Origin of the sequence: Kitasatospora mediocidica KCTC 9733, from assembly GCF_000744225.1 — a bacterium.
GTDB classification, from domain to species: domain Bacteria; phylum Actinomycetota; class Actinomycetes; order Streptomycetales; family Streptomycetaceae; genus Kitasatospora; species Kitasatospora mediocidica.
Window position 1 is genome coordinate 332,577 of record NZ_JQLN01000007.1, and the last position, 23,475, is coordinate 356,051.

Below are 23,475 nucleotides of genomic sequence, written 5' to 3' on the forward strand. Positions count from 1 at the left end.
CCGGGACCGCACCGCCCGGTCGGCCTTCGCGCCAGGAGCTTGCCGACGGAGCAGGCAGAGAGCGGTTCCTCTGCCTGCTCCGTGGCGGCTGGGCGCCATCCGGCTCCCGGTCAGCTCCAGGGCTGGGCGGTGAGCCAGCTGGTGTCGTCGGTCCAGGAGGTGGCGTTGTCCCAGGTGTTGGAGCCGCCGTTGGAGGCGGCGTAGACGGTGAAGTTGAAGTGGCGCAGGTACTTGTCGGGGTAGTTGAGGGACTGGAAGGAGTAGCCCTGGCCGTTGTGTCCGGTCTGCGGGCAGAACGTGGCGTCCTGGGCGAACAGGGAGGTGTTGTCGTTGGCGTTCAGGTAGAGCTGGAAGCCCGAGTGCCGCAGGTACTGCCCCGGGTCGTTGGCGGACTCGAAGGAGAGGCAGGTGCTGTTGGCGAGGCCGGCCCGGACGATCCAGGTGGAGTCGGCCTTGACCGTGGCGGAGCTGGAGGAGTCGACGGGGGAGATGACGACCTTGGTGTCGGAGTCGTCGTGGCGGATGTAGTCGCCGGTGCAGCAGGAGGTGGTGGCCTGCAGCGAGATCCGCGCGCCCGGGGTGAAGGGGGTGGTGCCGGTCGTGTAGCCGGCCGCGGCGATGTTGGCCTGGACTGCGGCGTCGGTGGCGTCGCTGGGGTAGCCCTTGACCATCGCGCCCTCGTAGAAGGTGCCCGCGCTGTCGTTGTGGTTGGTCTGGCAGCAGTCGCCGCCGCTGCCGAGGATGATGGCACCCTGTTTGTGCATGGGGTTGTACCCGCTGGGCAGTGAGCCGCTGTAGAGCTTGGTCAGGCTCCCGGACTGGGCGTTGGCGCCCTGCAGTGCCATCTGGGTGGTGCCGTTGTTCTTGAGCATCGCGGTGACGAAGTGGCTGGTCTCGGCGACCTGGTCGGTGTTCCAGGCGGTGCTGCCGCCGGGGAACAGGCCGTCCTCGAGGTCCGCCTGCACCCACGGCCCGGTTCCGCTGCAACCGCCGAACCAGCACGACGTGCCGAAGTTGATCGCGTCCATGGCGCCGTTGCCGTCGGCCTTGTGGTCGGTCTCGGTGTTGCCGTAGTCGAAGCAGCAGCCGTTGTTGACGTGGGTACCGCTGGTGACCAGGTACTCGCCCTCGGGCGAGCTGCCGGTCGGCACACCCGAGCCGTTGGCCCAGTAGCTGTTGCCGGGGTTGATGTAGAGCGCGTAGGCCTTCTGGCCGCCCACGGTCAACGCCTCGGTGGTCGCGGTGGCGGCCGTGTCAACACCGCCGGTCCCGCCCGGTCCCTGGTAGACCAGGGTGTTGCCGCTGTTGCCTGTCTGGTCGTAGACGCGGGTGATGGTGCAGGTGGTGCCCGCGCAGAACGAGTCCTGGGCGGCGGCGTTGGCGACGCCTCCGGCGGACAGTACCCCGATGTTCAGCAGGGCGCTGTCCGAGGCCCGCTGCACCTGGTAGAGCGAGCCGTTGTAGGAGGCGAACAGCGCGCGGGTGGTGCTGTGCGCCGCGACGCACGGGGTGCCGCCGGCCGCGTAGATGTCGCAGGGCCCCTGGGAGGCGGCGTGCGAGGTGCCGCTGAAGGCGATGAGGCTGGTGAAGGCGAGCAGCACTGCGGCCAGGGGGACGACCAGCCGCCGGCGCAGGGGGCGAAACAGGCGGAGGGAAAGCATCATGAACTCCCTTGTTCATTGCTACGGGAGCGCCGAGCAGATGTTAGCGCTAACAATTCCTGCCGAGCCAACTAGCACTCGGCCGTTCGGATTGAGCCCTCACTATTGACCCACTCCGGACGGAGCGTCAAGAAGTCGAACCGGCTGACTTCAAGAGGTTCTCCCACGCCGGCCCTCACCTCCAGCAGCAGAGACGAGTCGGCCCACGGCGGTCTCCTTCTCCGGATTGCGAACGGGGCGTTCAAAGCGTTGACCCGCCGGGTCTCCCCGTGGACACTCGTCCCAGCTCGTTGTGAGCGCTAACAATCAGGCTCACCGGTGCCGCCCACAGACGGACGAAGGAGTTCACACGTGATCATTTCGGGATGGATGCGCCACGCTCGGCGCACCCTGCTGGCGACGGGGGCGACTCTCGCCCTTGCCGCCGGCGTACTGGTCGGCACCGCCACCGCCTCACAGGCAGCCACCCAGCAGCCGTGCGACATCTACGCCGCGGGCGGCACCCCGTGTGTGGCCGCGCACTCCACGACACGCGCGCTGTACGCCGCGTACAACGGCTCGCTCTACCAGGTGCGACGCGCCTCGGACAACGCCACCGCGGACATCGGCGTCCTCAGCGCCGGCGGCTACGCCAACGCCGCCGCCCAGGACTCCTTCTGCGCAGGCACCAGCTGCGTGATCACGGTGATCTACGACCAGTCAGGCAAGGGCAACAACCTCACCCAGGCACTCAAGGGCTACTGGCCCGGCCCAGCGGCCGGAGGCAACGACAACCTCGCCAACGCCACCGCTGCCCCGGTCACCGTTGCCGGCCACAAGGCCTACGGCGTCTACGTGGCCCCCGGCACCGGCTACCGGAACAACAACACCTCCGGCATCGCCACCGGCGACCAGCCCGAGGGCATGTACGCGGTCCTGGACGGCACCCACTACAACGGCGGCTGCTGCTTCGACTACGGCAACGCCGAGACCGACAGCACCGACGACGGCAACGGCACCATGGAGGCCATCTACTTCGGCAACAGCACGGGCTGGGGCTACGGCGCCGGCAACGGCCCGTGGGTCATGGCCGACCAGGAGAACGGCCTGTTCTCCGGCGTCAACGCCGGCTACAACGCCAACGACCCGACCGTGAACAACCGCTTCCTGACCGCCGCCGTCAAGGGCGGCCCGAACCAGTGGGCGATCCGCTCCGGCAACGCCCAGTCCGGCGCGCTGTCCACCTCCTACAGCGGCGTGCGCCCCAACGTCTCGGGCTACAACCCGATGAAGAAGCAGGGCGCGATCATCCTCGGCATCGGCGGCGACAACAGCAACAGCTCCGCCGGCACCTTCTACGAAGGAGTCATGACCTCCGGCTACCCGAGCGACGCCACCGAGAACGCGGTGCAGGCCAACATCACCGCCGCCGGCTACGCCGACTCCTCCTCGGGCACCGGCTCGATCGCCCCCGGCTCGCGGATCTCGCTGCAGGCCACCACCTCCTGCTGCACCGGCGACTACATCCGCCACGACGACTCCGACACCAAGGTCGTCATCTCCCCCGTCGACTCCTCCAGTTCCGCCACGGTCAAGGCCGACTCCACCTGGATCGTCCGGGCCGGCCTCGCCAACAGCACCTGCCTCTCCTTCGAGTCCGCCAACGACCCGGGGCAGTACCTGCGGCACTCGGGCTTCCAGCTCTACCTGAACGCCAACGACAACACCTCCCTGTTCGCCCAGGACGCCACGTTCTGCCCGCAGACCGGACACAACGGCCAGGGCTACTCCTTCCAGTCCCTCAACTACCCCGACAAGTACCTGCGCCACTTCAACTACACCGTCTACACCGCCTCCAACGGCGGCTCCAACACCTGGGACAACGCCACCTCCTGGACCGACGACACCAGCTGGCTCACCGCCCAGCCCTGGAGCTGACACCTCACCCCCACCCCACCGCCGGGCCGCACGGAGAAACCCCTCATGCGGCCCGGCGACTTGCCACTGACGGCAAGGCCACACGTTCGGATGACGGCAGAACGGAAATCAGCTCACATTCCGCCCTCTGAGAGCGCAAGTCCGTCGGCGGCAGCGCTGGACGTCTACCGGCTTCCGGCGGTGCGAGGGCGGCATGCCAGACCATGGTCCTGGCGCACCACCCTCGCCTCATGTCACCTCGCCGGTGGTCAGCCCTTCGCGTCCGGTCGCGACTCGGCGGCCGCGAGGCCGGCGATGGCCACGAGCATCAGCACCGTGCCGACGACCGTGGCCGCGGTGAGCCGCTCGCCGAGGAGCGGGCCCTCTCCGCGGAGCTGCGACCCACCGCTGTGTCGCCGCAGTGGCCCCAGGACCCTGGGTGCTGGTGTGGCAGGCGGTCGGACCGCCCTGCTGAATGCTCTGACCTGGGTCCACTCGGCTCTGCGCCGTGGGGATGCTTGTGCGGCCCTATCGACTCAACCAGTGCGGCCTCTGATCGGGGTCCAACACCATCTGCTGGTCCGGTGCATCTTCCAGACGGCCGCGCCGGCTGACACCGGGCCGGTCGCGGAACTCCACCACCAGGTCGCGATACCGCTCGGCTCGGAACGGCGAGCGCGCTGCACGTACGGCACGTCGAAGACGTACGGACCACCGTTGGTCTCGGGGTCGAGGATAACGGTCAGCTCCGCTACCCGCGTGAGCAGGACCGCCCCTGAAAGGTTCAGCGCAACGGGCCCTGGCTCCAGTCGCTATCCGGGCGCGCTCGCCATCCTGCTCGCTCGCGGGTTCGGACACTCCATCATCTGCAGCGGAACCAGCAGCCTCGCACTGATAGGAGAGATCCCGGCCGACGATCTGACGGCCGACGCTCTCTGGGGCTTCGAGGTCGGAACGCTTCGCCTTACTGCAGCGTCGACAGCCTCGTCATTCCGCCCCGCGATGGGCTTCGGAGTGGTCGACCCCACGACCGGCATCGCCGAGCCCATCGCCGTACCTATCTCGCGTAGTGGGGCATTCACGTTCGACGAAGTCACCTACGCCGCATAGCGGCCAACCTGCGCAGCGGCGCACGGTGCCCCGGCAACCCGTACAGGAAGGGCATGCCCCGGCTTTCCCGGTTCCATCACCGGAGCTCAGACCGCAGCGGGGAGGATGCCGCGCGGCCAATGGCCGAGCCAGAACACCGCCGTGGACGGCTCGGGTTGATCCTCGGTCGAGCCATCGTGGGGCAGCAGCTCAGTGGGGGCGATGCAACCCTCCCCCGGAGCCAGCCGGATGCGAAACACCCGTAGCGGCTGCCGACTGACGACGTAGGCCCGCAGGTCGTCGGTGTGGGGGGCAGCGGCAGGCGGGGTCGGCGTAGAGGGTGCGGCAGATGGTGCGGATGTCGAGGTCGGCGAGCAGGAGGTAGCGGGTGCCGGGGCCGAGGTTGAAGCACAGACGCCGTCGGCCGGTGTGCTTGGACTCGTAGTCCAAGCGGTCCCAGTTGTCGACGTGCAGTCCGATACGTCGGCCGTTCTGGTAGTTGGGAGTGGTGGTCAGAGCCTTGGCAGGGCTGGCGGCCTGGCCGAGATGAACGGCGTCCGGATCCCCGAGCGGGTCGGCCAGGGCGACCTCGAACCCGCCGTCGCCGCCGCCATGTCGGTCCCGGCGGAGGTCTCCGCCCACCCCCGCGTCACCGGCATGCTGAACGCCTTCGGCACCAAGCTGGGCGATCTGGCCGATGGCAGCATCCTGGCCCGTACCTGGGCCGGGTACACACGCAACAGCAGGAGGACCACCGCGTGACAATCGAGCTCCGCCACCACACCGACCTCACCACGCAGGCCCGGCAGGACCTGCTGGACGTCTACGCCGACGTTCGGGCGCCGCTGCTTCATCTGGTCAACTACCGTGTCCAGACATTCGCCGAACGCCTCGACCGGCACGCCACCGAACCCGGCTTCGAACTCATCCTCGGCCACGACGGCGACGTCCCGATCGGTTACGCCTACGGCAACACCGTCGACGCCGACGACCGGTACTGGAAGCGCATGGCCGAACCGCTGCCCGAGGGCTTCACCGATACCCCCGTGCTGGCTATCAAGGAGATCGGCGTCCGCACTCCCTGGCGCGGAACCGGGACCGCCCGCCGTATTCACGACGAACTCCTCGCCCAGCGCACCGAAGACCGCGTCGCCCTCATGGTCAACCCGCTCGCCGGGGACGGCAGGGTCCAGGCCCTGTACGAGACCTGGGGCTACCATGCCTTCAACAGCCAGCTGCCCACACCCGAATCACCCCGGCTCACCGCCATGGTGCGCCCACGCTGACAGTGTCCGAATCGGCGGGCCGAGACCAGTACCCTCTCGAACTCGGGAAAGCTGCCCTCGTTTTCATATGCGACGACTACCGCCTGGTGGAGCCTTCAGCGCTGATTGAAAACCCCTTGCTCCAAGGTCCATCGATTGGTGGGATGCAGGGGCTTTAATGACGGGAGGGGACAGCTTGGCGGTGTTCGGGTGTGCAGGCTGCGGTGCGGTCCTGACGGCGGCGGTGTCGGAGGTGGCGTTGCCGATCCACCTGGCCGACACCCACTGGGAGAAGCTGCATCCGCCGCTGTTGGAGGCCGGGTCCTACGCCGTCGACCCCGCACCGTACGGGCCGCCGTGGCGGCAGTGGGACGAGGTCGGGACGCACGAGGCCGCAGAGCACGGGCGTTTTGCGCCGTTCGGCGCTCTGTCCAACGGGCCGTCAGGCACCGTCCTCCTCGCGCCCGGCGACATGCGCGGCACCAGGCTGATCCTCGATCGAGCCGGGGGCTACTGCATGGGGATCGACGGGAGGGACGGGCCGAACCTCGCCTGCCTGGGCTGCGATCTGCCGGTCGGAACGAGGATGGACGACTGCGGGTGCTGGCAGGTCGTCCGGCTCGTTCCGCAGGCGGTGGTGCGGTTGTCCGGCCCGCCGGAGCGGCCAGTCATGGACTGGGCGGAACTGCTGGCCACCGGCGCGCTGTGGCACCGGTTGAGCGAGTATCGGGACATCCCGGCGGGCGTGGTTCTCGCCCACCTGGTGGCGGCCTCCGGGGGCGCGCCCATCGAGGTGGTTTCCGGGCCGGTTGCCGAGCTTCTCGGTCGGGCGCTCGGCGCACTGCTGCCCGCCGGGGATGGCGCGAAGCGGCTGGACCTGGCGGGGCCGGGGTTCGGTGAGCCGGCCGCCGACCTGGTGCTGGTGCCGGTCCATCCGCAGACCGGACAGGTGTGGCAGCCGTGTGGTGAAGCAGTGCCGGTACCCATGGATGCCGCACTCTGGGCCGAGCTCGCCTATCCGCCGCACCGGACCCGCCTGCCGGTGGTCGGTGGGCTCCCGGCAGGCGTGGAGCGGGACGATCCGCTTCCTCCACATCCGTGGTACCCGTTCCAGCCGTCCCGGGAAGCGTTCCGGTACACGCTCGCGCGGATGCCCGCCGTCCGGGAACCGTGGCTGCGGGCGCTCTACGACCAGGGATACTGACCGCAGGAGACGCGAGCGCGGTCGCGGCCACCAGGGCATCCAAGGCGTAGTCGTGGCCGGGCAATCCAGCTGATGGCGTCCGCATCGTCCTCCACGGCCAGGTGGTTCCGTGGGTTCAGCGCGCCACCACCGGCGTCGGGGCGAAAGCCTCAGCAAGGCTGGTCAGGATGGAGCCGGACCAGTTGCTCTCGCCGAACACGCCGACCGGGATGGCGAGTACGCCGTACTCGTGCTGGAGCGTCTGCGCCGGGATATCGACCGGGAAGAAGTAGTTGCCGGGACAGGTCCGGCTCGCCAGGGGAATCGCCCCCAGCACCTCGGCCGGCAGTCGTTCGAACAACCGCTGGGCCCGGGCGGCCAGTTCGGCGACGACCTGCCGGGGCACGTCGGTGTGCTCGGTCAGCAGGCGGGCGGCGAGGTTCAGTTGGGCCGGTGTCGGTGGGTCGGCGCGGAAGGCTGTGGCCAGTTCGGGTTGGGCCGGTCCCAGTAGGACCACGCCGAACGTGCGGGGCCACAGCCATCCCTTGGTGACCGAATGCAGCAGGACCGCACGACCGGTGTCCAGCAACCGCCGGGTGCCGGCGGCGAACGGGGTCCCCAGGTCGTAGACGCTGTCGATCAGCAGGCGGCGGTGCGGTGATTCGCGCAACCACGCCATCACCGCGGCGCACTCGGCATCGGACAGGTACCGGCCGAGCGGCTTGCTGGGGTTGGCGAGGAGCAGGTATTCGGGGCGGTCGTCCGCCGGCGACGTCGGGAGGACCGGTGCGGGCAGTGTCGGGTAGGACGTGGGTGTCAGGCCCGCGGCGCGGGCCAGCTCGAAGTAGACCGGGTAGACGTCGCCGGGCAGCCACAACCGCGCTTGGACGGCGCGCAGCCGGTTGAACACCACGCCGAGCCCGTGCCGGACCCCTCGGCAGACCATCGCCCGGCCGGACCACTCCTGCGGCAACTCGAACCGTCGCAGCCAGGCGCGGGCGAGATCGCACCGGTGCACCGTGCTCAGCTCGGCGGGCGGTTGCGGTCGGAGCGCGGCAAGCGCGCGGTACACGTTGGTCTCGGCGGCGTCCAACAGCGACGGCGAAGCACCGAGTTGCCGCTGCCGGAACTCCTGGAACTCGTCGAACCTCATGCCGCCACACCCTCGGGCAGGATCTCGCTGGCCCGGTCCTCCAGGGAGGCGTAGCAGCGTCCGTCGGCCAGGACATTCCAGCTGCGGGCGATCCCGCTGGTGCGTTCCCAGAGCAGGCTGGGCTCGGTGTAGGCGGCGATCCGCATCGGCCGGCCGTCCCAGTCGCCGTGGTAGACCGGCGCGCCCCAGGGCAGGCGGCTTGCCAGTTCGAAGCCGTGCTGTGCGGCGAACCGGGTGACGACGGACAGCGAAACCTGGTGCTGTCGGCTCCACACGTTGGCGGTGCGGTCGAAGTAGAGCGACTCGGTGCTGGTGGAGACATAGAGCTCCTTGAAGCAGACCTCCTCGACACCGAGAGCCGCGGCCCACGAAAGGTAGTCGGCGACGCCGGCCGCGTCGGCCACACCACCGTGCTGGAGCACGCAGATCAGTCTCATCCGCAGCCCCGGCCAGCGGTCACGCTCCACGCGCCAGGTGTCGATCACCGAACTCACCGGCGTGCGCAGCATCATCAGCCGCTCGCTGGCGTCGTCGTCCTGATGGTGCCGGGAGACGGCCAGCACGCTCAGGCCTGCGGCGCTCAGGGCCGCCAGTCGGCCGGCCCGGTCGGCGTGCTGCCCCTTCGCCAGGGTGTGCGCGTTGGTGATCAGGACGACCTTCGGGAAGGCCGTCGAGCAGGCGGATACCAACCGCAGCTGCTGGTCGAACGGTATGAGCGTGGGCTCCCCGCCGCCGGTGATCACCGCACGCTCGGCGCCGGCCGCGCGGGCCTGCTCCAGCCAGTGGGCGACCGCGTCCCACGGGACCCGGGCCGGCGCCTGGTCGCTGGAGATCGAAGCCGCCGAGAAGCAGAACGAACACCGGGCCTGGCAGGCGGAGGCGACCGGCAGGATCGACACCGAGCGCGGTCGCATGTCGGCGTAGCGGCGCTGCGCCGATCCGTGCAGGTGGAGGGAGGCCGCCATCGCGTCCTCGACGGTCGTCGGGCGCAGCGTGAACTCATCACCTGCGTGATCGAGTTCGTGAACGGCTGACAGCCGGATGCGAGCCTCGTGCAGTTCCATGCCGAGGCCGGTCGACACGTTGGGCACCAGCCTGTCCGGGTCCACCGTGGTTTCCAGCACCAGCAGCCGGTCGCCCGCGATGGCCAGACGGTCCAGCAGGCGTCGCGCCTTCCCGATCCCGATGGCCAGCTCCGCGCGGGTCAGCAGGTGGAACCGGTCGGGATAGGTACTCTCCGGAATTCCCGCCTTACCGTAAGCGAACGCGTACTTGTCGAATCCCTTCGCGAAGTTCGACAGCACAATGACGTGGAAACGCTGGTCGCCCGAGTTCATTCCGTCATCATGCAGGAACGGGCCTCTGACCGGCCCGGTCATTCTTTGCACCGGCGCGCGGTCAGCGGGGATGATCTCCCCTGTGACCACCTTCCTCGCGTTCGCGGTCGTCGCGTTCGTCAGCGCCATGATCAGAGCCTTCCGCGCCAGCCGGTCCGGCCAGGCCAAAGCGGCCCGGCCGAAGATGCCCAAGGGCTTCGATCCGCTCGCCCACGGGCTCGTCCCCCGCGCGCAGCTCGATCCCGACCGTGCGGGGCCGCCGCTGCCGGCACACCATCACAAGGAGCTGCATGCGATAGCCCACGCGGCCTGGGCGGGCGACTGGCGCAGTGCGGCCGCGCATGTCGAGGCCGCGCAGGGGTGGGACGAGCGCTGGGCGCGTACGGAGTTCCTGCTCCAGGTCGCGAGCAGTGGCGACGGCTGGCTGACGGACTGGCGCAACGCGGAGCCGGACGACTGCACCGCGGCCACGCTCCACGCCCGGCTGCTGGTCCACCAGGCCTGGGAGATCCGGGGCAACGGCTACGCGAAGCAGGTGCCGCCGGAGCGGATGGCCAGGTTCCTGGAGCTGCTGCCCGCCTCGATGGAAGCCGCCAAGCGCGCCGCGCTGCTCGATCCGCGTGACCCCGGCCCGTGGGTGGTCATGGTCACCACGGCCCGCGCGCTCCAGTACGGCCACGAGCAGTTCCGGCCGCTGTGGGACGGACTCGTCGAGCGTGCCCCGCACCACTACGACGGCCATTGGCAGACCCTGCAGTACTGGTGCGCCAAGTGGTCCGGCAGCGACAAGCAGATGGTCGACTTCGCCGAGCGGGCCGCCCGCACGGCCCCCGCCGGAAGCCCGCTCGCCGGGATGTACCTGCACGCCCTCCACGAGTTGGAGAAGCGCCACGGCGCCGCGGCGCTGCCGTCCTCGGGGCGGGCCAAGGAACGGCTCGGCCTGGTCGTCGAGTCGCTCGCCCTGGTTCCCGAGTCCGACGAACACCTGCCCTACCTGCGGCACTTGGCGGCCCACTACCTCGGCAGGGCCGGCCTGCACGACGCGGCCCTGGAGCAGTTCCGGCTGATCGGACCGTGGTGCGGCGCCTACCCGTGGAACGCGGACAAGGACCCGGTGGCCGCCTTCGACCTCGCCCGCGCCCTCGCGGCCACCGGCGCGGGCACGCGTCAACCGGCAGGGAAGCAGATCGGGAAGCAGATCGGGAAGCGGGTCGGTAAGTAGGCCCGGAAACAGGCCCGCAAGTAGGTCGGGTGCGGCCAAGGTTGTGCAGACATCTTTCTGCCATGGAGTCATGGGTCGAAGTTCTTCCAAACGTACCCATGAGTAGCTACGGTTCCGCTGTCATGCACGCAGCTGACCCAGCTGACCCACCCTCAGGAGCCCTCTCCATGTCCTTGCGCCGTACCGCCGCCGCCCTGTCCACCGTCGCCGTCGCGGCCGCCCTGCTCAGCGGCGCACCGCAGGCCGCGGTTGCCGCGCCCAGTGGTTCGACCCTGTCGGTGTTCGCCTGGAACGTCGACCTCGGGACGTCGATCGTCGACTCGATGGAGAACGAGCGGGCCTCCAGCCGGACCCCGGTGATCGAGTCGATCGTGCGTCAGCACAACGCGGACGTGGTGATCCTGGACGAGCTGTTCAACCACAGCTCGACCAACGACATCAACAGCAAGCTCGCCGACCTCTACCCGTACCGCACGCCGGTGATCGGCCAGACCTGTTCGGGTGGCGGCTGGACCGGGATCAGCGGCAACTGCTCCAACTCCCCGTTCGTGATCAACGGGGGGACGATGATCCTCTCCAAGTACCCGATCACCGCCCAGTACGCCCATATCTACAGCAACTCCACCTCGGGCACCTGGGACTACAACGCCAACAAGGGCGCCGTGCTGGCCCAGGTCAACAAGGGCGGCGTGAAGACCTGGGTGGCCGGCACCCACCTGCAGGCCGACCAGCAGGGCACCTCCACCGACACCACCCAGGCCACCCGGCTCGGCCAGCTCGGCGAGGTGCAGAGCTGGGTGAACGGCATTGTGGGCTCCACCGCTCCGGTGCTCTTCGGCGGCGACCTCAACGTGGAGTACTTCCACGGCCAGAGCCGCGGCGACTTCGCCAACGCGCAGAACGCGGTCGGCGGCGTGCTCGGCACCCCGGCGACCAACCCGGGCCAGACGCTGACCACGATGGACTGCACGGTCGCCACCTGGTGCCAGTTCATGTCGGGCGTGGAGAGCTTCCCGGACGACTACCAGGACAGCCTGGACTACCTCGGCTACCTGAACGCGCCGGGCCGCCCGACGCCGCAGGCGCTGCCGACGGTCGCCACCGACTTCGACCCGCAGGCGGGTTGGACGCAGGGGCAGATGGACACCAACGCGCCGAGCGACCACTACCCGGTCGAGGCCACCTTCCAGCTGGGCTGACAGACAGCCAGGGCGGGCCGGGTACGCGCAGCCGCGCGTACCCGGCCCGCCCTGTTGTGGTCAGCTCACCGACGAGTACGCGATGATGCCGCGCCGCAGCCCGTCCACCGCCTTGCGCGCGGTCGTGCGCAGCTGCGCGTCCTCGCCCGCCGCGTCCTGGATCTGGCCGAGCACGTCGATCAGCTGCTTGGTCCAGCGGACGAAGTCTCCGGCCGGCATGTCGGCGTCGCGCAGCACCTGGTCCAGGTTGTGGCCCAGCGCCCAGCGGTAGGCGGCCCAGGCGAAGCCCAGGTCGGGCTCGCGCTGGCCGACGCCCTCGGCGGTGGAGATCCGGTGCTGCTCCTCCAGGGCGTCCAGGTGGCCCCAGATCCGGACCATCCGGCCCAGCGCCTCCTTGGCGTTGCCCTCCGGCACCCGCGGGGTGGACGCGTCGTCCGCCTGACGGGACTCGTAGACCAGCGCCGAGGCGCAGGCGGCGAGTTCGGCGGCGGCGAGGTCCTTCCAGACCCCCTCGCGGATGCACTCCGAGGCCAGCAGGTCGAGCTCGCCGTAGAGCCGGCCCAGCCGCCTGCCGTCGGGGGTGACCTCGTCGCCGCGCAGGTAGCCGAGGTCGGTGAGCAGGCCGCAGACCCGGTCGAAGGTGCGGGCGATGGTGTGGGTGCGCGAGCGCATCCGGCGTTCCAGCAGGTCGGTGTCCCGGTGCAGGCGGTGGTAGCGCTCGGACCAACGGGCGTGGTCCTCGCGCTCGTTGCAGCCGTGGCAGGGGTGCGCGCGCAGCTCGGCGCGCAGCCGGGTGATCTCCGGGTCGTCGGCGGCGGCCGCGCGGCCCCGGCGGAAGTGCTCCGGCTCCACGTGCCCGGCCTTGGTGCGCAGGGCGGAGGCCAGGTCGCGACGCGACTGCGGGCTGCGCGGGTTGAACGACTTGGGGATCTTCATCCGGTCCACGGCGGCCACCGGGTGCGGGAAGTCGATCATCGCCAGGCGCTTGACCTGCCGCTCGGCGGTGAGCACCACCGGGCGCGGCCCGTCCTGGTAGTCGGGGTGGCGCTGGGTGCGCGGCGAGCGGCTGACCGGCGGCAGGCCGGGGTCGAGCACCAGCGCGAGGCCGGCGAACTTGCCGGTCGGCACATGGATGATGTCGCCCGGCTTGAGCGCCTCGATGGAGTCGATCGCGGCGGCGCGGCGCTGGCCGCTGCCCTCGCGGGAGAGCTCGTTCTCCCGGTCCTTCAGCGTGCGGCGCAGGTTCATGTACGCGTCGAAGTCTCCGAGGTGGCAGGTCATCGCCTCGCGGTAGCCCTCAAGGCCCTCCTCGTTGCGCTGCACCTGCTTGGAGATGCCGACCACCGAACGGTCCGCCTGGAACTGGGCGAACGAGGTCTCCAGCAGCTCGCGCGAGCGGTGCCGGCCGAACTGGGAGACCAGGTTGACGGCCATGTTGTAGGACGGCTTGAAGGAGGACTTCAGCGGGTACGTCCGGGTGCCGGCCAGCCCCGCCAGCGCCTCCGGGTCCAGGCCGCGCTGCCAGAGCACCACCGCGTGGCCCTCGATGTCGATGCCCCGGCGCCCGGCCCGGCCGGTGAGCTGGGTGTACTCGCCGGGCGTGATGTCGGCGTGCATCTCGCCGTTCCACTTGACCAGCTTCTCCATCACGACCGAGCGGGCCGGCATGTTGATGCCCAGCGCCAGGGTCTCGGTGGCGAAGACGGCCTTGACCAGGCCGTGCAGGAAGAGCTCCTCGACGACCTCCTTGAACCGCGGCAGCATGCCCGCGTGGTGGGCGGCCACGCCGCGTTCCAGCGCGTCCAGCCACTCGAAGTAGCCCAGGACGTGCAGGTCCTCGTCGGGGATCGCGGCGCAGCGCTCCTCGACCAGCGCGCGGACCTGGGCCCGCTCGGCGTCGGTGTTCAGCCGCAGGCCCGAGTGCAGGCACTGCTGCACGGCGGCCTCGCAGCCGGCCCGGCTGAAGATGAAGGTGATCGCGGGCAGCAGGCCCTCGGCCTCCAGGCGCTCGATCACGTCCACCCGGCTGGGCGTCCAGACCCGGCCGGGGCGGCCGGTGGGCATCGAGCGGCCGCGGCCGCGCTGTTGGCGCGGGTTGCGGTCGATCTCGGAGCGGGCGAGCCGGACCAGCTCCGGGTTGACGGACTTGGCGGGGCTGCGCGGGCCGCTCCTGGGGCGGCCGTCGGTGTCCGGGTTGGAGAACAGGTCGTACATCCGGTTGCCGGCCATCACGTGCTGCCAGAGCGGCACCGGGCGGTGCTCGGAGACGATCACCTTGGTGCCGCCGCGGACGGTGTCCAGCCAGTCGCCGAACTCCTCGGCGTTGGAGACGGTCGCGGAGAGCGAGACGAGGGTGACCGACTCGGGCAGGTGGATGATCACCTCCTCCCAGACCGCGCCGCGGAACCGGTCGGCGAGGTAGTGCACCTCGTCCATGACCACGTAGCCGAGACCGTTCAGGGTCTGCGAGCCCGCGTAGAGCATGTTGCGCAGGACCTCGGTGGTCATGATCACGATCGGGGCGTCGCCGTTGACCGTGTTGTCCCCGGTGAGCAGGCCGACCTTGGCGGCGCCGTAGCGCTTGACCAGGTCGGCGTACTTCTGGTTGGAGAGCGCCTTGATCGGGGTGGTGTAGAAGCACTTGCGGCCGGACGCCAGGGCCAGGTGGACGGCGAACTCGCCGACGATGGTCTTGCCGGAGCCGGTCGGAGCGGCGACCAGCACGCCCGAGCCGGCCTCCAGCGCCTCGCAGGCCTCCAGCTGGAACGGGTCGAGCGGGAAGTCGTACAGCTCCTGGAAGCCGTAGAGGGCGGTGGCCTGCTGCTTGGCACGCAGGCGGGAGGCCGCGTAGGCCTCGGCGGGGCTCATCGCGTCGTCGTCAGGCAGGGCGCTGCTCATCGGCGTCACCTCTTCTTCCCGTGGTGGTGGGTCGCAGACGGTGACGCCTGCGGCTGCGGGTCCGGCTCCACGGCACGGGCCGGGAGTGGGACGCAGCTGGTGTGGTTGGTGTGGTGATCCAGCATCTCAGCCTGAGGTTACCCGGCAGGACTGACATTGATCGCACCGTTTTCGGGACCGCCTCCGGTCGCATTCGGTCTCTGACGATCACCAATCGGCCTGCTTCCGTCGCCTGTGATCAAACGTCAACCTGACGTTGGCGCGCTCCCTACAGTCGTTACCCAGCGGGCACACGGACGACCACACCGACGACCACACCGACGACCGCACCGAACGACGAGGGGAAGCAGCATGCCGAATCTGGAGACCGCGCTCAAGGAGGCCATGTCGATCGAGGGCGCGATGGGCGTCGCCCTGGTCGACTACAGCAGCGGGATGGCGCTGGGATCACTGGGGGACAGCGCGGAGCTCGACCTCAACGTCGCGGCAGCCGGCAACACGGACGTGGTCCGGGCCAAGATGCGGACCATGGAGATGCTCAATCTGCACGACAACGAGATCGAGGACATCCTGATCACGCTCTCCAACCAGTACCACCTGATCCGGCCGCTGACCACGTCGACCGGGCGCGGCCTCTTCCTCTACCTGGCGCTGAACCGCGGCCGGGCCAATCTGGCGATGGCCCGGCACAAGCTGCGGAGCATCGAGAACGGCATCGAGGTCTGACCCCCCGGCCCGGTGCCGCTCAGCCGAGCAGGCGGGCCAGACCGGCCGCCAGCAGCCGGTACTCCTCGGGCCGGTTGTACACCTGCGCGCTGATCCGCAGGACTCCGCCGCCGGCCCACGGCCGCACCGCGACCCGGGCGCCGATCCCGTCGCGGACGGCCGCCATCAGCGCCTTCGCCGCCGGCTCGTCCTGCGCCACCCCGGCCGGCAGCCGCACCGCCCGCATCGAGACGCCCGGCGTGGCGGGCAGCGCGGACAGGCCCGCCAGCTCCACCAGCACCCGTTGCCCGTAGCCGGCCAGCCGGTCGTTGTGCCCGCGCACCCGCTCGACGCCCAGCTCCTCCAGCAGGGCCAGCCCGGCCGGGGCCGCCAGCCACCCGGTGTAGTCGGCGGTCCCCCGCCACTCGACGCGGGCCGGGTAGCCCTGCTCGTGCTCCCAGGAGTAGGTCAGCGGCCGGATCCGCTCGCGCCACTCGGGACGCACGGCGAGGACGGCGGTGGGGCGCGGCGCGAAGGCCCACTTGTGCAGGTTGCCGAACCAGAAGTCGGCCCCGCCGATCTCCTGCTCCACGGGCAGCATTCCGGGGGCGTGCGCGGCGTCCACCATGGTGAGCACCCCGCGCTCGGCCAGCGCGCGGACCAGCGGTCCGATGGCGACCGCGCGGGCGGTCGGCGAGGTGATCCGGTCCAGGATCGCGAGCCTGGTGCGCGGGCGCAGCGCCGCGAGCACGGCGGCGACGACGGCGTCCTCCTCGTCGTCCAGCGGCAGGGCCAGCGTGCGCACGGTGGCCCCGCACTCGGCCGCCCGGCGCTCGGCCGCCCTGGTCACCACGCCGTAGCCGTGGTCGGTCACCAGGATCTCGTCACCGGCCGCGAACGGGATGCTGTCCAGCGCCACGGCCACCGCCTCGGTGACGTTGGTCAGCAGCGCGAGCCCGTCGGGGTCGGCACCGAGCGCCGCCGCGATCACGCGCCGGACCTCGGCGATCCGGCCCGGCGCTTCGAGCAGGAAGGCGTCCGGGTCGCGCTCCTGCTCGATCCGCAGCTGTTCCTGGGCGCGCTGCACCGCCAGGGGCACCGCGCCGTAGGAGCCGTGGTTGAGGTGCGCCACGGCCGGATCCAGCGCGAACAGCTCGGCGGCTCCGGCGATCGGCTCGGGCGGAAGAGTCTCATCCGATGACGTGTGACATTTCACACTGCATAGTACCATCGGACTCGTGACCGAACTCTCCGATCCCTTCCTCGCCCTCAGCGCCCGCACCGGCCGCTTCAGCTACGGCGCACCGCGCGCGTTCACCCTCGCCGCCGACGGCGAGCGCCTGCTCTTCCTGCGCTCCACCGGCCCACAGGACCCCGTCGAGCGGCTCTGGCTGCTCGATCTGACGACTCGTCAGGAGACGCTGGCAGCCGACCCCACCGTACTCCTGCCGGGCCGCACGGGGCAGTTGGCGGACCTGCCCGCGCTGGAGCGCCGGCTGCGTGAGCGGGTGCGGCTGTGGGCGCCTGGCATCGGCTCGTTCGCCGCCACCCCCGACTGCGCCATCGCCGTCTTCGCGCTGGACGGCCGGCTCTTCCGGGCCGACACCGGAGCCGGCAGCTGCGTCGAACTCCCCTCGGCCGGACCGGTGTTCGACCCGCGCCCGAGCACGGACGGCAGCAGGACGGCGTACGTCGCCGACGGCGTGCTGCACGTCACCGGACTGGACGGCCCGCTCAGCCCGCTGGACGGCGCCCTGTGGGGCGTGGCCGAGTTCGCCGCCGCCGAGGAGCTCGGCCGCCACCGCGGCCACTGGTGGTCGCCGGACGGCTCCGCCGTGCTGGCCGCCCGGGTCGACGAGGCCGACCTCCCGCTGCGCCACTTCGCCGACCCGACCCGGCCCGAGCTGCCCGCCGACGTCTTCGCCTACCCGCAGGCCGGCGGCCCCAACGCCGACGTCCAGCTGTGGGTGCTGGCCCTGGACGGCCGGCGCACCGCGCTGGAGTGGGACGCCGAGCGCTACCCGTACGTCTGCGCCGCCGGCTGGGAGGACGACGGCGAGATCCTGCTCACCGTCGCCGACCGCCTGCAGCAGACCGTGCTGCTGCTCAGCGCCGACCCGGCCACCGGCAAGACTGTCGAACTCTCCCGGACCACCGACGAGTTCTGGGTCGACGACCTGCCGGGCACACCGGCCCGGCTGGACGACGGCGGCCTGCTGACGTCCGCCGACACCACCGACGGCCGGGCCCGGGCGATCGCCCTGGACGGCCGGATCCTGACCGACGAGCGCCTCCAGGTGCGCCGGGTGGTCGGCCGGCTGCGCGGCGGACTGCTGATCGAGGCCGGCGACGGCGACCCCGCCGACCAGCACGTCTTCCTGCTGGACCCGGCGGACGGCGCGCTGCGCCGGCTCACCGAGGGCCCCGGCGTGCACAGCGCGCTGGCCGCCGCCGACACCCTGCTGCTGAGCTCCGCCACCGCGGACGGCGTCCGGCGCCGGATCCTGCGCGAGGAGAGCGAGTTCACGCTGCCCGACCTCGCCGAGCCGCTGCCCTACCAGGTACTCCCGCAACTCGCCCGGGTCACCGAACTCGCCCTGCCCACCGCCGTGGTGTACCCGCGCGGGCACCTGGCCGGACAGCGGCTGCCGGTCCTGCTGGACGTCTACGGCGGCCCCGGCAGCCAGGCGATCGCCGCCGATCCCCGGCGCTGGCAGCTGCGCCAGTGGTGGGCCGACCAGGGCTTCGCGGTGGTGACCACCGACAACCGCGGCACCCCGTTCGTCTCCCCCGCCTTCGCCAAGGCGATCTTCCGCCGGTTCTCCCAGGTCGCCCTGGACGACCAGGTCGCGGCCCTGCACGCGCTGGCCGAGCGCCACCGCGACCTGGACCTGACCCGGGTCGCGGTGCGCGGCTGGTCCTACGGCGGCTACCTCGCGGCGCTGGCCGTGCTGCGCCGCCCGGACGTCTTCCACGCCGCCTCGGCGGGCGCGCCGCCCACCGACTTCCGGCACTACGACACCGCCTACACCGAGCGCTACCTCGGCCTGCCCCAGGACAACCCCGACGGGTACCTGGCCGACTGCCTGCTCCCCGACGCGCCGGGGCTCAGCCGCCCGCTGCTGCTGATCCACGGCCTGGCGGACGACAACGTGCACCCCTCGCACACCCTGCTGCTCTCGCAGGCCCTGCACGAGGCGGGCCGCCCGCACAGTGTGCTGCCGCTGCCCGGGGTCAGCCACCTGACCGCGGGCGGCGCCCACGAGCGCATCGTGACGGCCGAACTCGCCTTCCTGCAAGGGGCACTGGGCTGATCCCGGAGGCCGGGGGCAGCCGCCCTGCGCGGCGGCCCCCGGTCGGCTCGGACGACCGGGCGAAAGCGACCCGCTCAGGCGACCCGGCGCACCCGGTGGAACACGAAGGCGACGATCGCCGCGGCGAGGGCGAGCAGAACGCCGCTCTCGATGAGCTGGATCGGCCAGAAGTGCGAGACCGGGTGGTAGTAGCCGTACACCTCGCTCACCTGCCGGCAGCCCGGCTGGTTGATGCACGAGCCGTCGTTGGCGACCTTGCTGCCGTCGGCCAGGATCATGCCGTGGGAGACCAGCCAGGCGTCGGTCGGCTGCATGAACCCGTCGAAGTTCGGGCTGATCTGCTGCACCCCGTAGACCTGCGGATACAGGGACGGGCGCAGTAGGAACATCCCGAGCTCCAGCACCGGCAGCAGCACCGCCGTGACGCCGATCGCGGGCAGCGTCCGCCGCATCAGCAACCCCACCAGGACCCCGACGGTCAGCCCGAACAGCGCCGTGGCAACCGGCACGACGCCCAGCACGACGTAGGTCAGGCCCTGGAACGGCGGGTCGAAGGCGCCGAGTTCGGTGTGCACGTCGGTGTGCCAGAACCAACTGGCCAGCCCGGCCAGGGCCGCGGTGGCCAGCAGCACCAACGCCGCCGCCGTGCCGAGGCGCACCGCCAGCCAGCGGGTGCGGGACACCGACTGGGACCACAGCAGGCGATGGGTGCCGCGCTCGAACTCCTGGCTGAACAGCGGCACTCCGACGAACATGCCAATCAGCAGCGGGACGGCCGCGAGCAGGGGTTGCAGCCTGTCGGTGAAGTCACTCGCGCGCGCGGACACACCCTCCAGCAGCGGCCAGCAGCTCTCGCCGGTGTCGGTCGCGGTGCCCTGGCCCTGGCCGCAACCGGCTTGGCGGACCCGGGCGGTGGCCTCGACGACCGCGCTGTGCTCGAACCAGAGGAAGCAGCCCACCGCCGCCACGGCCGCCAGCAGGACCCAGACCAGCGCACGGTTCTGCCGCCAGGCCACCCAGGCCAGCCCGTGCAGCCGCTCACCGCGCAGCGACGTGCTGTTCGTGGTCGTCACCTGCTCGATCAGGGTGTCGACGCTCATGCCGCCACCGCCGCGTCGTGTCCGGCGCGGGCGCTGTCGGTGAAGAGCGTGGGGGCCTGCGGCGAACGGAGGTAGCCGAGCAGCAGTTCCTCCAGCGTGGGCTCGGTGACCTCCCAGCCGCTGTCGATCATGCCCTCGGGGCGCAACAGCACGGTCAGTTGACGACCGGTCCGGCGGGACTCGACGACCGTGTGCCCGACCGTCGGGCCGGGCCCTCCGTCCCCCGGGTCGGCCCCCACCACCAGCCGGTGGGCCGCCAGGATCTCGTCCACCTCGCCGGCCAGCCGGATCCGGCCGGAGTCCACCAGCAGCAGGTGGTCGATGGTCCCGTCCAGCTCCGCCAGGATGTGCGAGGACATCAGCAGCGTGGTGCCGTTGGCCGCGGCCTCGGACATCAGGGTGCCCATCAGCTGGTGGCGGGCCAGCGGGTCCATGTCGGACATCGGCTCGTCCAGGATCAGCAGGCCGGGCCGCTTGCCCAGGGCCAGCGCCAGCGCGACCCGGGTGCGCTGGCCGCCGGAGAGGGTGCCGATCCGGGCGTCCGCCGGCAGGTCGCCCTGGTCGACGACCCGCTGTGCGGCGCTCTGGTTCCAGCCGGGGTTCAGCTCGCGGCCCAGGCGCAACGTCTCGGCGACGGTGAACCGCGGGTAGAGCGGCTTGTCCTGCGCGACGAAGGCGACCCGGGCGCGCTGCCCGGGGGCGTCCAGCGGACGGCCGAACACCGTGATGGCGCCCTCGGTGGGCTTCAACAGGTCGGCGGCCAGGGCGAGCAGGGTGCTCTTGCCCGCGCCGTTGGGGCCGACCATCCCGCAGACCGCACCCGCCGGGATGCGGAAGCTGCAGTCGCGCAGGGCCCACCCGCGCCGGTAGCGCTTGCCAAGACCCAAGGCCTCCAGGGCGGTTGCGCCACCCGTCGGATCGTTCATGACTTCCCCTCGGTCTCACGCTTCGTCGCGGCGACGCCGGTGACGAACCTCTGTTCCAGAACGGACGCCACCAGCGCGGCGACGTCCTCGTGCTCCAACCCCGCGAGCCGTGCCCGGTCCACCCAGGCGACCAGCTCCGCGCGCAGCGGCCCGTCCGCTCCCGCCTCGGCGCGCGCCAGCGAGCGCCGGACGAAGGTCCCCAGGCCCGGCCGCGGTTCGACCAGGCCCTCCCGATCGAGTTCGCGGTACGCCTTGAGCACGGTGTTGGGGTTGATGGCGGTCGCCTCGACCACCTCCCGGGCGGTCGGCAGCTTGTCCCCCGGCTGCAGCAGGCCCAGCCGCAGCGCCTGCTTCGTCTGGTGGACGATCTGCAGATAGGTGGCGACGCCACTGCGCCGGTCGATGCGGTACTCGATCATGTCCGCACCCTTTCACTAGTGTAGTAGTGAAACTCTCGCGCATGTCGGCAGCCAGGTCAATTCCTCCCGGTCACAGCCGTGCGGCGGTCCTCAGATCCCCGGCAGCGGGTCCTGCTCGCCGGCCACCACCCGCACCGCGTGCTCGGGACCCCGGCACTCCTTGCCCAGCCGCAGCATCCGGGCCTCCGGATCGCGAAGAACCCGCCCGCACCGCCGGCAGCGCACCACGGCGGCGAGCGTGGCGGGGCCGGGCGGCAGCAGGGCGGGCTGTTCGGGCGTCATCGTCGGTACGTTACCGGGTGCGGCGCACCGTGAGCAGACCCCCCTGCGGGACGTCGAGGGCGAGTTCGGTCTCGTCGCCGGCGCTGCCGGTGACCATCAGCATCGCGCCGGTGCAGTCCTGGACCGAGATCAGCAGCCGGCCTGGCTCCTGCCCGAAGCGCAGCCGGACCAGCGGGTCGGGGTCGGCGTTGGCCACCAGCAGCAGCTCCCACTCCCCGGTGACCGGGATCGTGACGGGCGCGTAGCGGCCGAAGGCCAGCCCGGCGCCGCGGCGCGCCTCCAGCAGCGGGTAGCCGAGCTCGGGGCGGTGCGGGCGGAATCCGCCGCGCTGCAGCAGGTCGATGTGCTCGCGGCCGACCGAGAGCCAGAAGCGCAGGGCCGCGAGTTGCTCGGGACTCTGCCGGGCGAGGTCGACGGAGACCTGCGGGGTGGCGAAGAGCACCGACTGCAGCAGTACCGCGATCTGCTCCGGGCTCTCCTGCGGATGCCAGGTCAGCGGGTCGGCGTGCACGGCCAGCGGACCGGCGGTGAGCCGCAGGTCCGTGCAGCGCACCCGGTTCTCCACCGCGTTGTGCGGGCAGTCGGTGGCACGCACCATCGTCGCGTACGGCCACAGCCCCGGGCCGACGTAGCCCTGCCGGTGCTCCACCAGCAGGTCGGGGCGGTCCGCACGCAACCGGGCGTCCAGCTCGGCGAGCAGGCGGTGGACGCCGACGGCCACCGCCGACTGGTCCCGGGCGTACCGCGCGAAGGTGTCGATGAAGTCGATCTTGAGGCCGTCCACCCCGTACGCCTCGACGGCCGCGGCCAGCCGCTCGACCAGGTGCGCGCGCACCGGCGCGCTGCCCGGGTCGAGCACCGAGGTCTCCAGCTCGGGCAGGTGCGCCAGGGTGTGCCCGGCGAGCCGCTCGGCTGCCTCGCTGCGGTCCCCCGCGAACGGCAGCGAGTGCCACAACAAGTAGGCCAGGCCCAGCGACTGGACGCGCTTGACGTGCGCGCCGAAGTCCGGGAACCCGCCGGGAGCGGGCTGCCAGTCACCGGCGGTGGCGTAGGAGCGGGAGACCTCGTCGGTCTGCCAGCCGTCGTCGACGATCAGCGCGGCGAAGCCCAGCGGCGCCGCCAGCGCGGCCAGCCGCTCGACGTCGGCCGCGGTCATGTCCAGGTGCAGCGCGTACCAGGTGCAGAAGACCGGCAGGAACGCCGCGTCGGGCACCGCCACCGGCGCCACCAGGGCGGCCCACCAGGCGGCCGCGTCGGCCAGCGTCTCGGCAAAGTGACGCTGCGTCAGATCAAGGCGCAGCCGCAGGGGTTCACCCCCCGGGGTGAGCTCGTGCTCGACCCACCAGACGAACTCCCCGCTCTCCTCCACCGCGCCCTCGCCGATGGTGACCGGCAGCACCGTCTCACCGACCGCGAAGGTGCACAGGGCCGCGTCCCCGGTGGCGATCAGGCTGCCGACCGGGGCGCCGCTGGGCAGCGAGGCGGTGCGCGGGGTGTTCCAGGACGGCGGAAGCCAGCGGGTGCCGGTGGCCGGGGTCCACAGTGCGGTGGCGCCGGTGCAGGGCAGCCGCCACTCCACCCGGATCCGCACCGGGCCCGCGTCGTCGGGCCGTTCGGCGCCGGCCTCGACCAGCAGGATCCGGTCGGCGCCGGAGACCGCCGCCACCAGGGCGGCCGCGCCGATCGCGGTCACCCGCAGCGCGAGCCCGGGGACGTTCGTGTCGATCTCGCGGACGGTCTCGGTACGGCCGGTGGCCGGAGCGCAGCCGTCCCAGCTCAGAGGGGACATCGTGAGGCCTTTCCGAAGAAAACGATGGTGCCCGGCC

19 protein-coding genes are annotated in these 23,475 nt (G+C 71.3%); 9 read left to right on the plus strand and 10 right to left on the minus strand.

All coding sequences use genetic code 11. From position 1 onward, the window contains the following. Positions 1-110: 110 nt before the first annotated feature. Positions 111-1,661 (minus strand): alpha-L-arabinofuranosidase B, encoded by a 1,551-nt coding sequence (locus BS80_RS31895; RefSeq protein WP_198045712.1) that lies wholly within the window; start codon positions 1,659-1,661, stop codon positions 111-113. A gap of 369 nt (positions 1,662-2,030) precedes the next feature. Here BS80_RS31895 and BS80_RS31900 point away from each other — a divergent pair, with 369 nt between their 5' ends. The 5 genes from BS80_RS31900 to BS80_RS31920 all read left to right on the plus strand — a co-directional run bounded on the left by BS80_RS31900 (position 2,031) and on the right by BS80_RS31920 (position 7,115). Further along, positions 2,031-3,578 carry an alpha-L-arabinofuranosidase B gene (locus BS80_RS31900; protein ID WP_035804729.1) on the plus strand — a complete coding sequence of 516 codons (1,548 nt, stop codon included), beginning with the start codon at positions 2,031-2,033 and terminating at the stop codon, positions 3,576-3,578. Between the two features lie 522 nt (positions 3,579-4,100). Further along, entirely contained in the window at positions 4,101-4,667 is a 567-nt protein-coding gene (locus BS80_RS31905; RefSeq protein WP_035804731.1) for a hypothetical protein, read from the plus strand. A gap of 525 nt (positions 4,668-5,192) precedes the next feature. After that, positions 5,193-5,408: a hypothetical protein gene (locus tag BS80_RS31910; RefSeq protein WP_035804732.1), complete on the plus strand. Its 216-nt coding sequence runs from the start codon at positions 5,193-5,195 to the stop codon at positions 5,406-5,408. Beyond that, entirely contained in the window at positions 5,405-5,932 is a 528-nt protein-coding gene (locus BS80_RS31915; protein ID WP_332262210.1) for a GNAT family N-acetyltransferase, read from the plus strand. The genes BS80_RS31910 and BS80_RS31915 overlap by 4 nt, the downstream gene beginning before the upstream one ends. A gap of 232 nt (positions 5,933-6,164) precedes the next feature. Further along, positions 6,165-7,115, plus strand: a complete 951-nt coding sequence (locus tag BS80_RS31920; protein ID WP_332262211.1) for a hypothetical protein — start codon at positions 6,165-6,167, stop codon at positions 7,113-7,115. A 115-nt stretch (positions 7,116-7,230) separates the two neighbouring features. On the opposite strand, the gene BS80_RS31925 is transcribed toward BS80_RS31920, so the two are convergent. Both BS80_RS31925 and BS80_RS31930 read right to left on the minus strand, forming a co-directional pair. After that, entirely contained in the window at positions 7,231-8,247 is a 1,017-nt protein-coding gene (locus BS80_RS31925; protein WP_035804733.1) for an aminotransferase class I/II-fold pyridoxal phosphate-dependent enzyme, read from the minus strand. Further along, on the minus strand, positions 8,244-9,584 hold the full coding sequence (locus tag BS80_RS31930) for a radical SAM protein (RefSeq protein ID WP_035804734.1): 1,341 nt from the start codon (positions 9,582-9,584) through the stop codon (positions 8,244-8,246). Before BS80_RS31930 ends, BS80_RS31925 begins: the two co-directional genes overlap by 4 nt. An 82-nt stretch (positions 9,585-9,666) precedes the next feature. Between BS80_RS31930 and BS80_RS31935 the strand changes: the two genes are divergently transcribed. Beyond that, positions 9,667-10,806, plus strand: coding sequence for a hypothetical protein (locus BS80_RS31935; RefSeq protein WP_051967480.1), 1,140 nt, complete (start codon positions 9,667-9,669; stop codon positions 10,804-10,806). Positions 10,807-10,973: 167 nt separating this feature from the next. Next, the gene (locus BS80_RS31940) at positions 10,974-12,005 is read left to right on the plus strand and encodes a sphingomyelin phosphodiesterase (protein WP_035804736.1); all 1,032 of its coding nucleotides are present in this window, start codon (positions 10,974-10,976) and stop codon (positions 12,003-12,005) included. Positions 12,006-12,065: 60 nt separating this feature from the next. Here BS80_RS31940 and BS80_RS31945 read toward each other — a convergent pair whose 3' ends face one another. Beyond that, a complete protein-coding gene (locus tag BS80_RS31945; RefSeq protein WP_035804737.1) occupies positions 12,066-14,903 on the minus strand; it encodes a DEAD/DEAH box helicase in 2,838 nt (945 codons plus the stop codon). A 351-nt stretch (positions 14,904-15,254) separates the two neighbouring features. On the opposite strand from BS80_RS31945, the gene BS80_RS31950 reads away from it, so the two are divergent. Beyond that, a complete protein-coding gene (locus BS80_RS31950; RefSeq protein ID WP_035804738.1) occupies positions 15,255-15,629 on the plus strand; it encodes a hypothetical protein in 375 nt (124 codons plus the stop codon). A gap of 19 nt (positions 15,630-15,648) precedes the next feature. Here BS80_RS31950 and BS80_RS31955 read toward each other — a convergent pair whose 3' ends face one another. Further along, positions 15,649-16,740 (minus strand): aminotransferase class V-fold PLP-dependent enzyme, encoded by a 1,092-nt coding sequence (locus tag BS80_RS31955; protein WP_232246732.1) that lies wholly within the window; start codon positions 16,738-16,740, stop codon positions 15,649-15,651. Positions 16,741-16,846: 106 nt separating this feature from the next. Here BS80_RS31955 and BS80_RS31960 point away from each other — a divergent pair, with 106 nt between their 5' ends. Then, positions 16,847-18,922 carry a S9 family peptidase gene (locus BS80_RS31960; RefSeq protein ID WP_035804742.1) on the plus strand — a complete coding sequence of 692 codons (2,076 nt, stop codon included), beginning with the start codon at positions 16,847-16,849 and terminating at the stop codon, positions 18,920-18,922. Positions 18,923-18,996: 74 nt separating this feature from the next. On the opposite strand, the gene BS80_RS31965 is transcribed toward BS80_RS31960, so the two are convergent. From BS80_RS31965 to BS80_RS31985, 5 genes are all read right to left on the minus strand, one after another. Then, complete coding sequence (locus BS80_RS31965) at positions 18,997-20,022, minus strand: ABC transporter permease subunit (protein WP_051967482.1); 1,026 nt, start codon at positions 20,020-20,022, stop codon at positions 18,997-18,999. Further along, positions 20,019-20,948 carry an ABC transporter ATP-binding protein gene (locus BS80_RS31970; RefSeq protein WP_035804744.1) on the minus strand — a complete coding sequence of 310 codons (930 nt, stop codon included), beginning with the start codon at positions 20,946-20,948 and terminating at the stop codon, positions 20,019-20,021. The genes BS80_RS31965 and BS80_RS31970 overlap by 4 nt, the downstream gene beginning before the upstream one ends. Next, positions 20,945-21,367 (minus strand): GntR family transcriptional regulator, encoded by a 423-nt coding sequence (locus tag BS80_RS31975; protein ID WP_035804745.1) that lies wholly within the window; start codon positions 21,365-21,367, stop codon positions 20,945-20,947. Before BS80_RS31975 ends, BS80_RS31970 begins: the two co-directional genes overlap by 4 nt. Positions 21,368-21,457: 90 nt before the next feature. After that, positions 21,458-21,649 (minus strand): DUF6011 domain-containing protein, encoded by a 192-nt coding sequence (locus BS80_RS31980; RefSeq protein WP_035804746.1) that lies wholly within the window; start codon positions 21,647-21,649, stop codon positions 21,458-21,460. A 10-nt stretch (positions 21,650-21,659) separates the two neighbouring features. Then, positions 21,660-23,438, minus strand: a complete 1,779-nt coding sequence (locus BS80_RS31985) for a glycoside hydrolase family 36 protein (protein ID WP_051967483.1) — start codon at positions 23,436-23,438, stop codon at positions 21,660-21,662. Positions 23,439-23,475 lie beyond the last annotated feature (37 nt).

Excerpts from the sequence above, each read along its gene's own strand:
- BS80_RS31965 (WP_051967482.1), bottom strand. The coding sequence starts at position 20,022 with ATGAGCGTCGACACCCTGATCGAGCAGGTGACGACCACGAACAGCACG.
- BS80_RS31970 (WP_035804744.1), bottom strand. The coding sequence starts at position 20,948 with ATGAACGATCCGACGGGTGGCGCAACCGCCCTGGAGGCCTTGGGTCTT.
- BS80_RS31975 (WP_035804745.1), bottom strand. The coding sequence starts at position 21,367 with ATGATCGAGTACCGCATCGACCGGCGCAGTGGCGTCGCCACCTATCTG.
- BS80_RS31950 (WP_035804738.1), top strand. The coding sequence starts at position 15,255 with ATGCCGAATCTGGAGACCGCGCTCAAGGAGGCCATGTCGATCGAGGGC.
- BS80_RS31910 (WP_035804732.1), top strand. The coding sequence starts at position 5,193 with ATGAACGGCGTCCGGATCCCCGAGCGGGTCGGCCAGGGCGACCTCGAA.
- BS80_RS31940 (WP_035804736.1), top strand. The coding sequence starts at position 10,974 with ATGTCCTTGCGCCGTACCGCCGCCGCCCTGTCCACCGTCGCCGTCGCG.
- BS80_RS31900 (WP_035804729.1), top strand. The coding sequence starts at position 2,031 with ATGCGCCACGCTCGGCGCACCCTGCTGGCGACGGGGGCGACTCTCGCC.
- BS80_RS31925 (WP_035804733.1), bottom strand. The coding sequence starts at position 8,247 with ATGAGGTTCGACGAGTTCCAGGAGTTCCGGCAGCGGCAACTCGGTGCT.
- BS80_RS31945 (WP_035804737.1), bottom strand. The coding sequence starts at position 14,903 with ATGAGCAGCGCCCTGCCTGACGACGACGCGATGAGCCCCGCCGAGGCC.
- BS80_RS31930 (WP_035804734.1), bottom strand. The coding sequence starts at position 9,584 with ATGAACTCGGGCGACCAGCGTTTCCACGTCATTGTGCTGTCGAACTTC.
- BS80_RS31895 (WP_198045712.1), bottom strand. The coding sequence starts at position 1,661 with ATGCTTTCCCTCCGCCTGTTTCGCCCCCTGCGCCGGCGGCTGGTCGTC.
- BS80_RS31980 (WP_035804746.1), bottom strand. The coding sequence starts at position 21,649 with ATGACGCCCGAACAGCCCGCCCTGCTGCCGCCCGGCCCCGCCACGCTC.
- BS80_RS31985 (WP_051967483.1), bottom strand. The coding sequence starts at position 23,438 with ATGTCCCCTCTGAGCTGGGACGGCTGCGCTCCGGCCACCGGCCGTACC.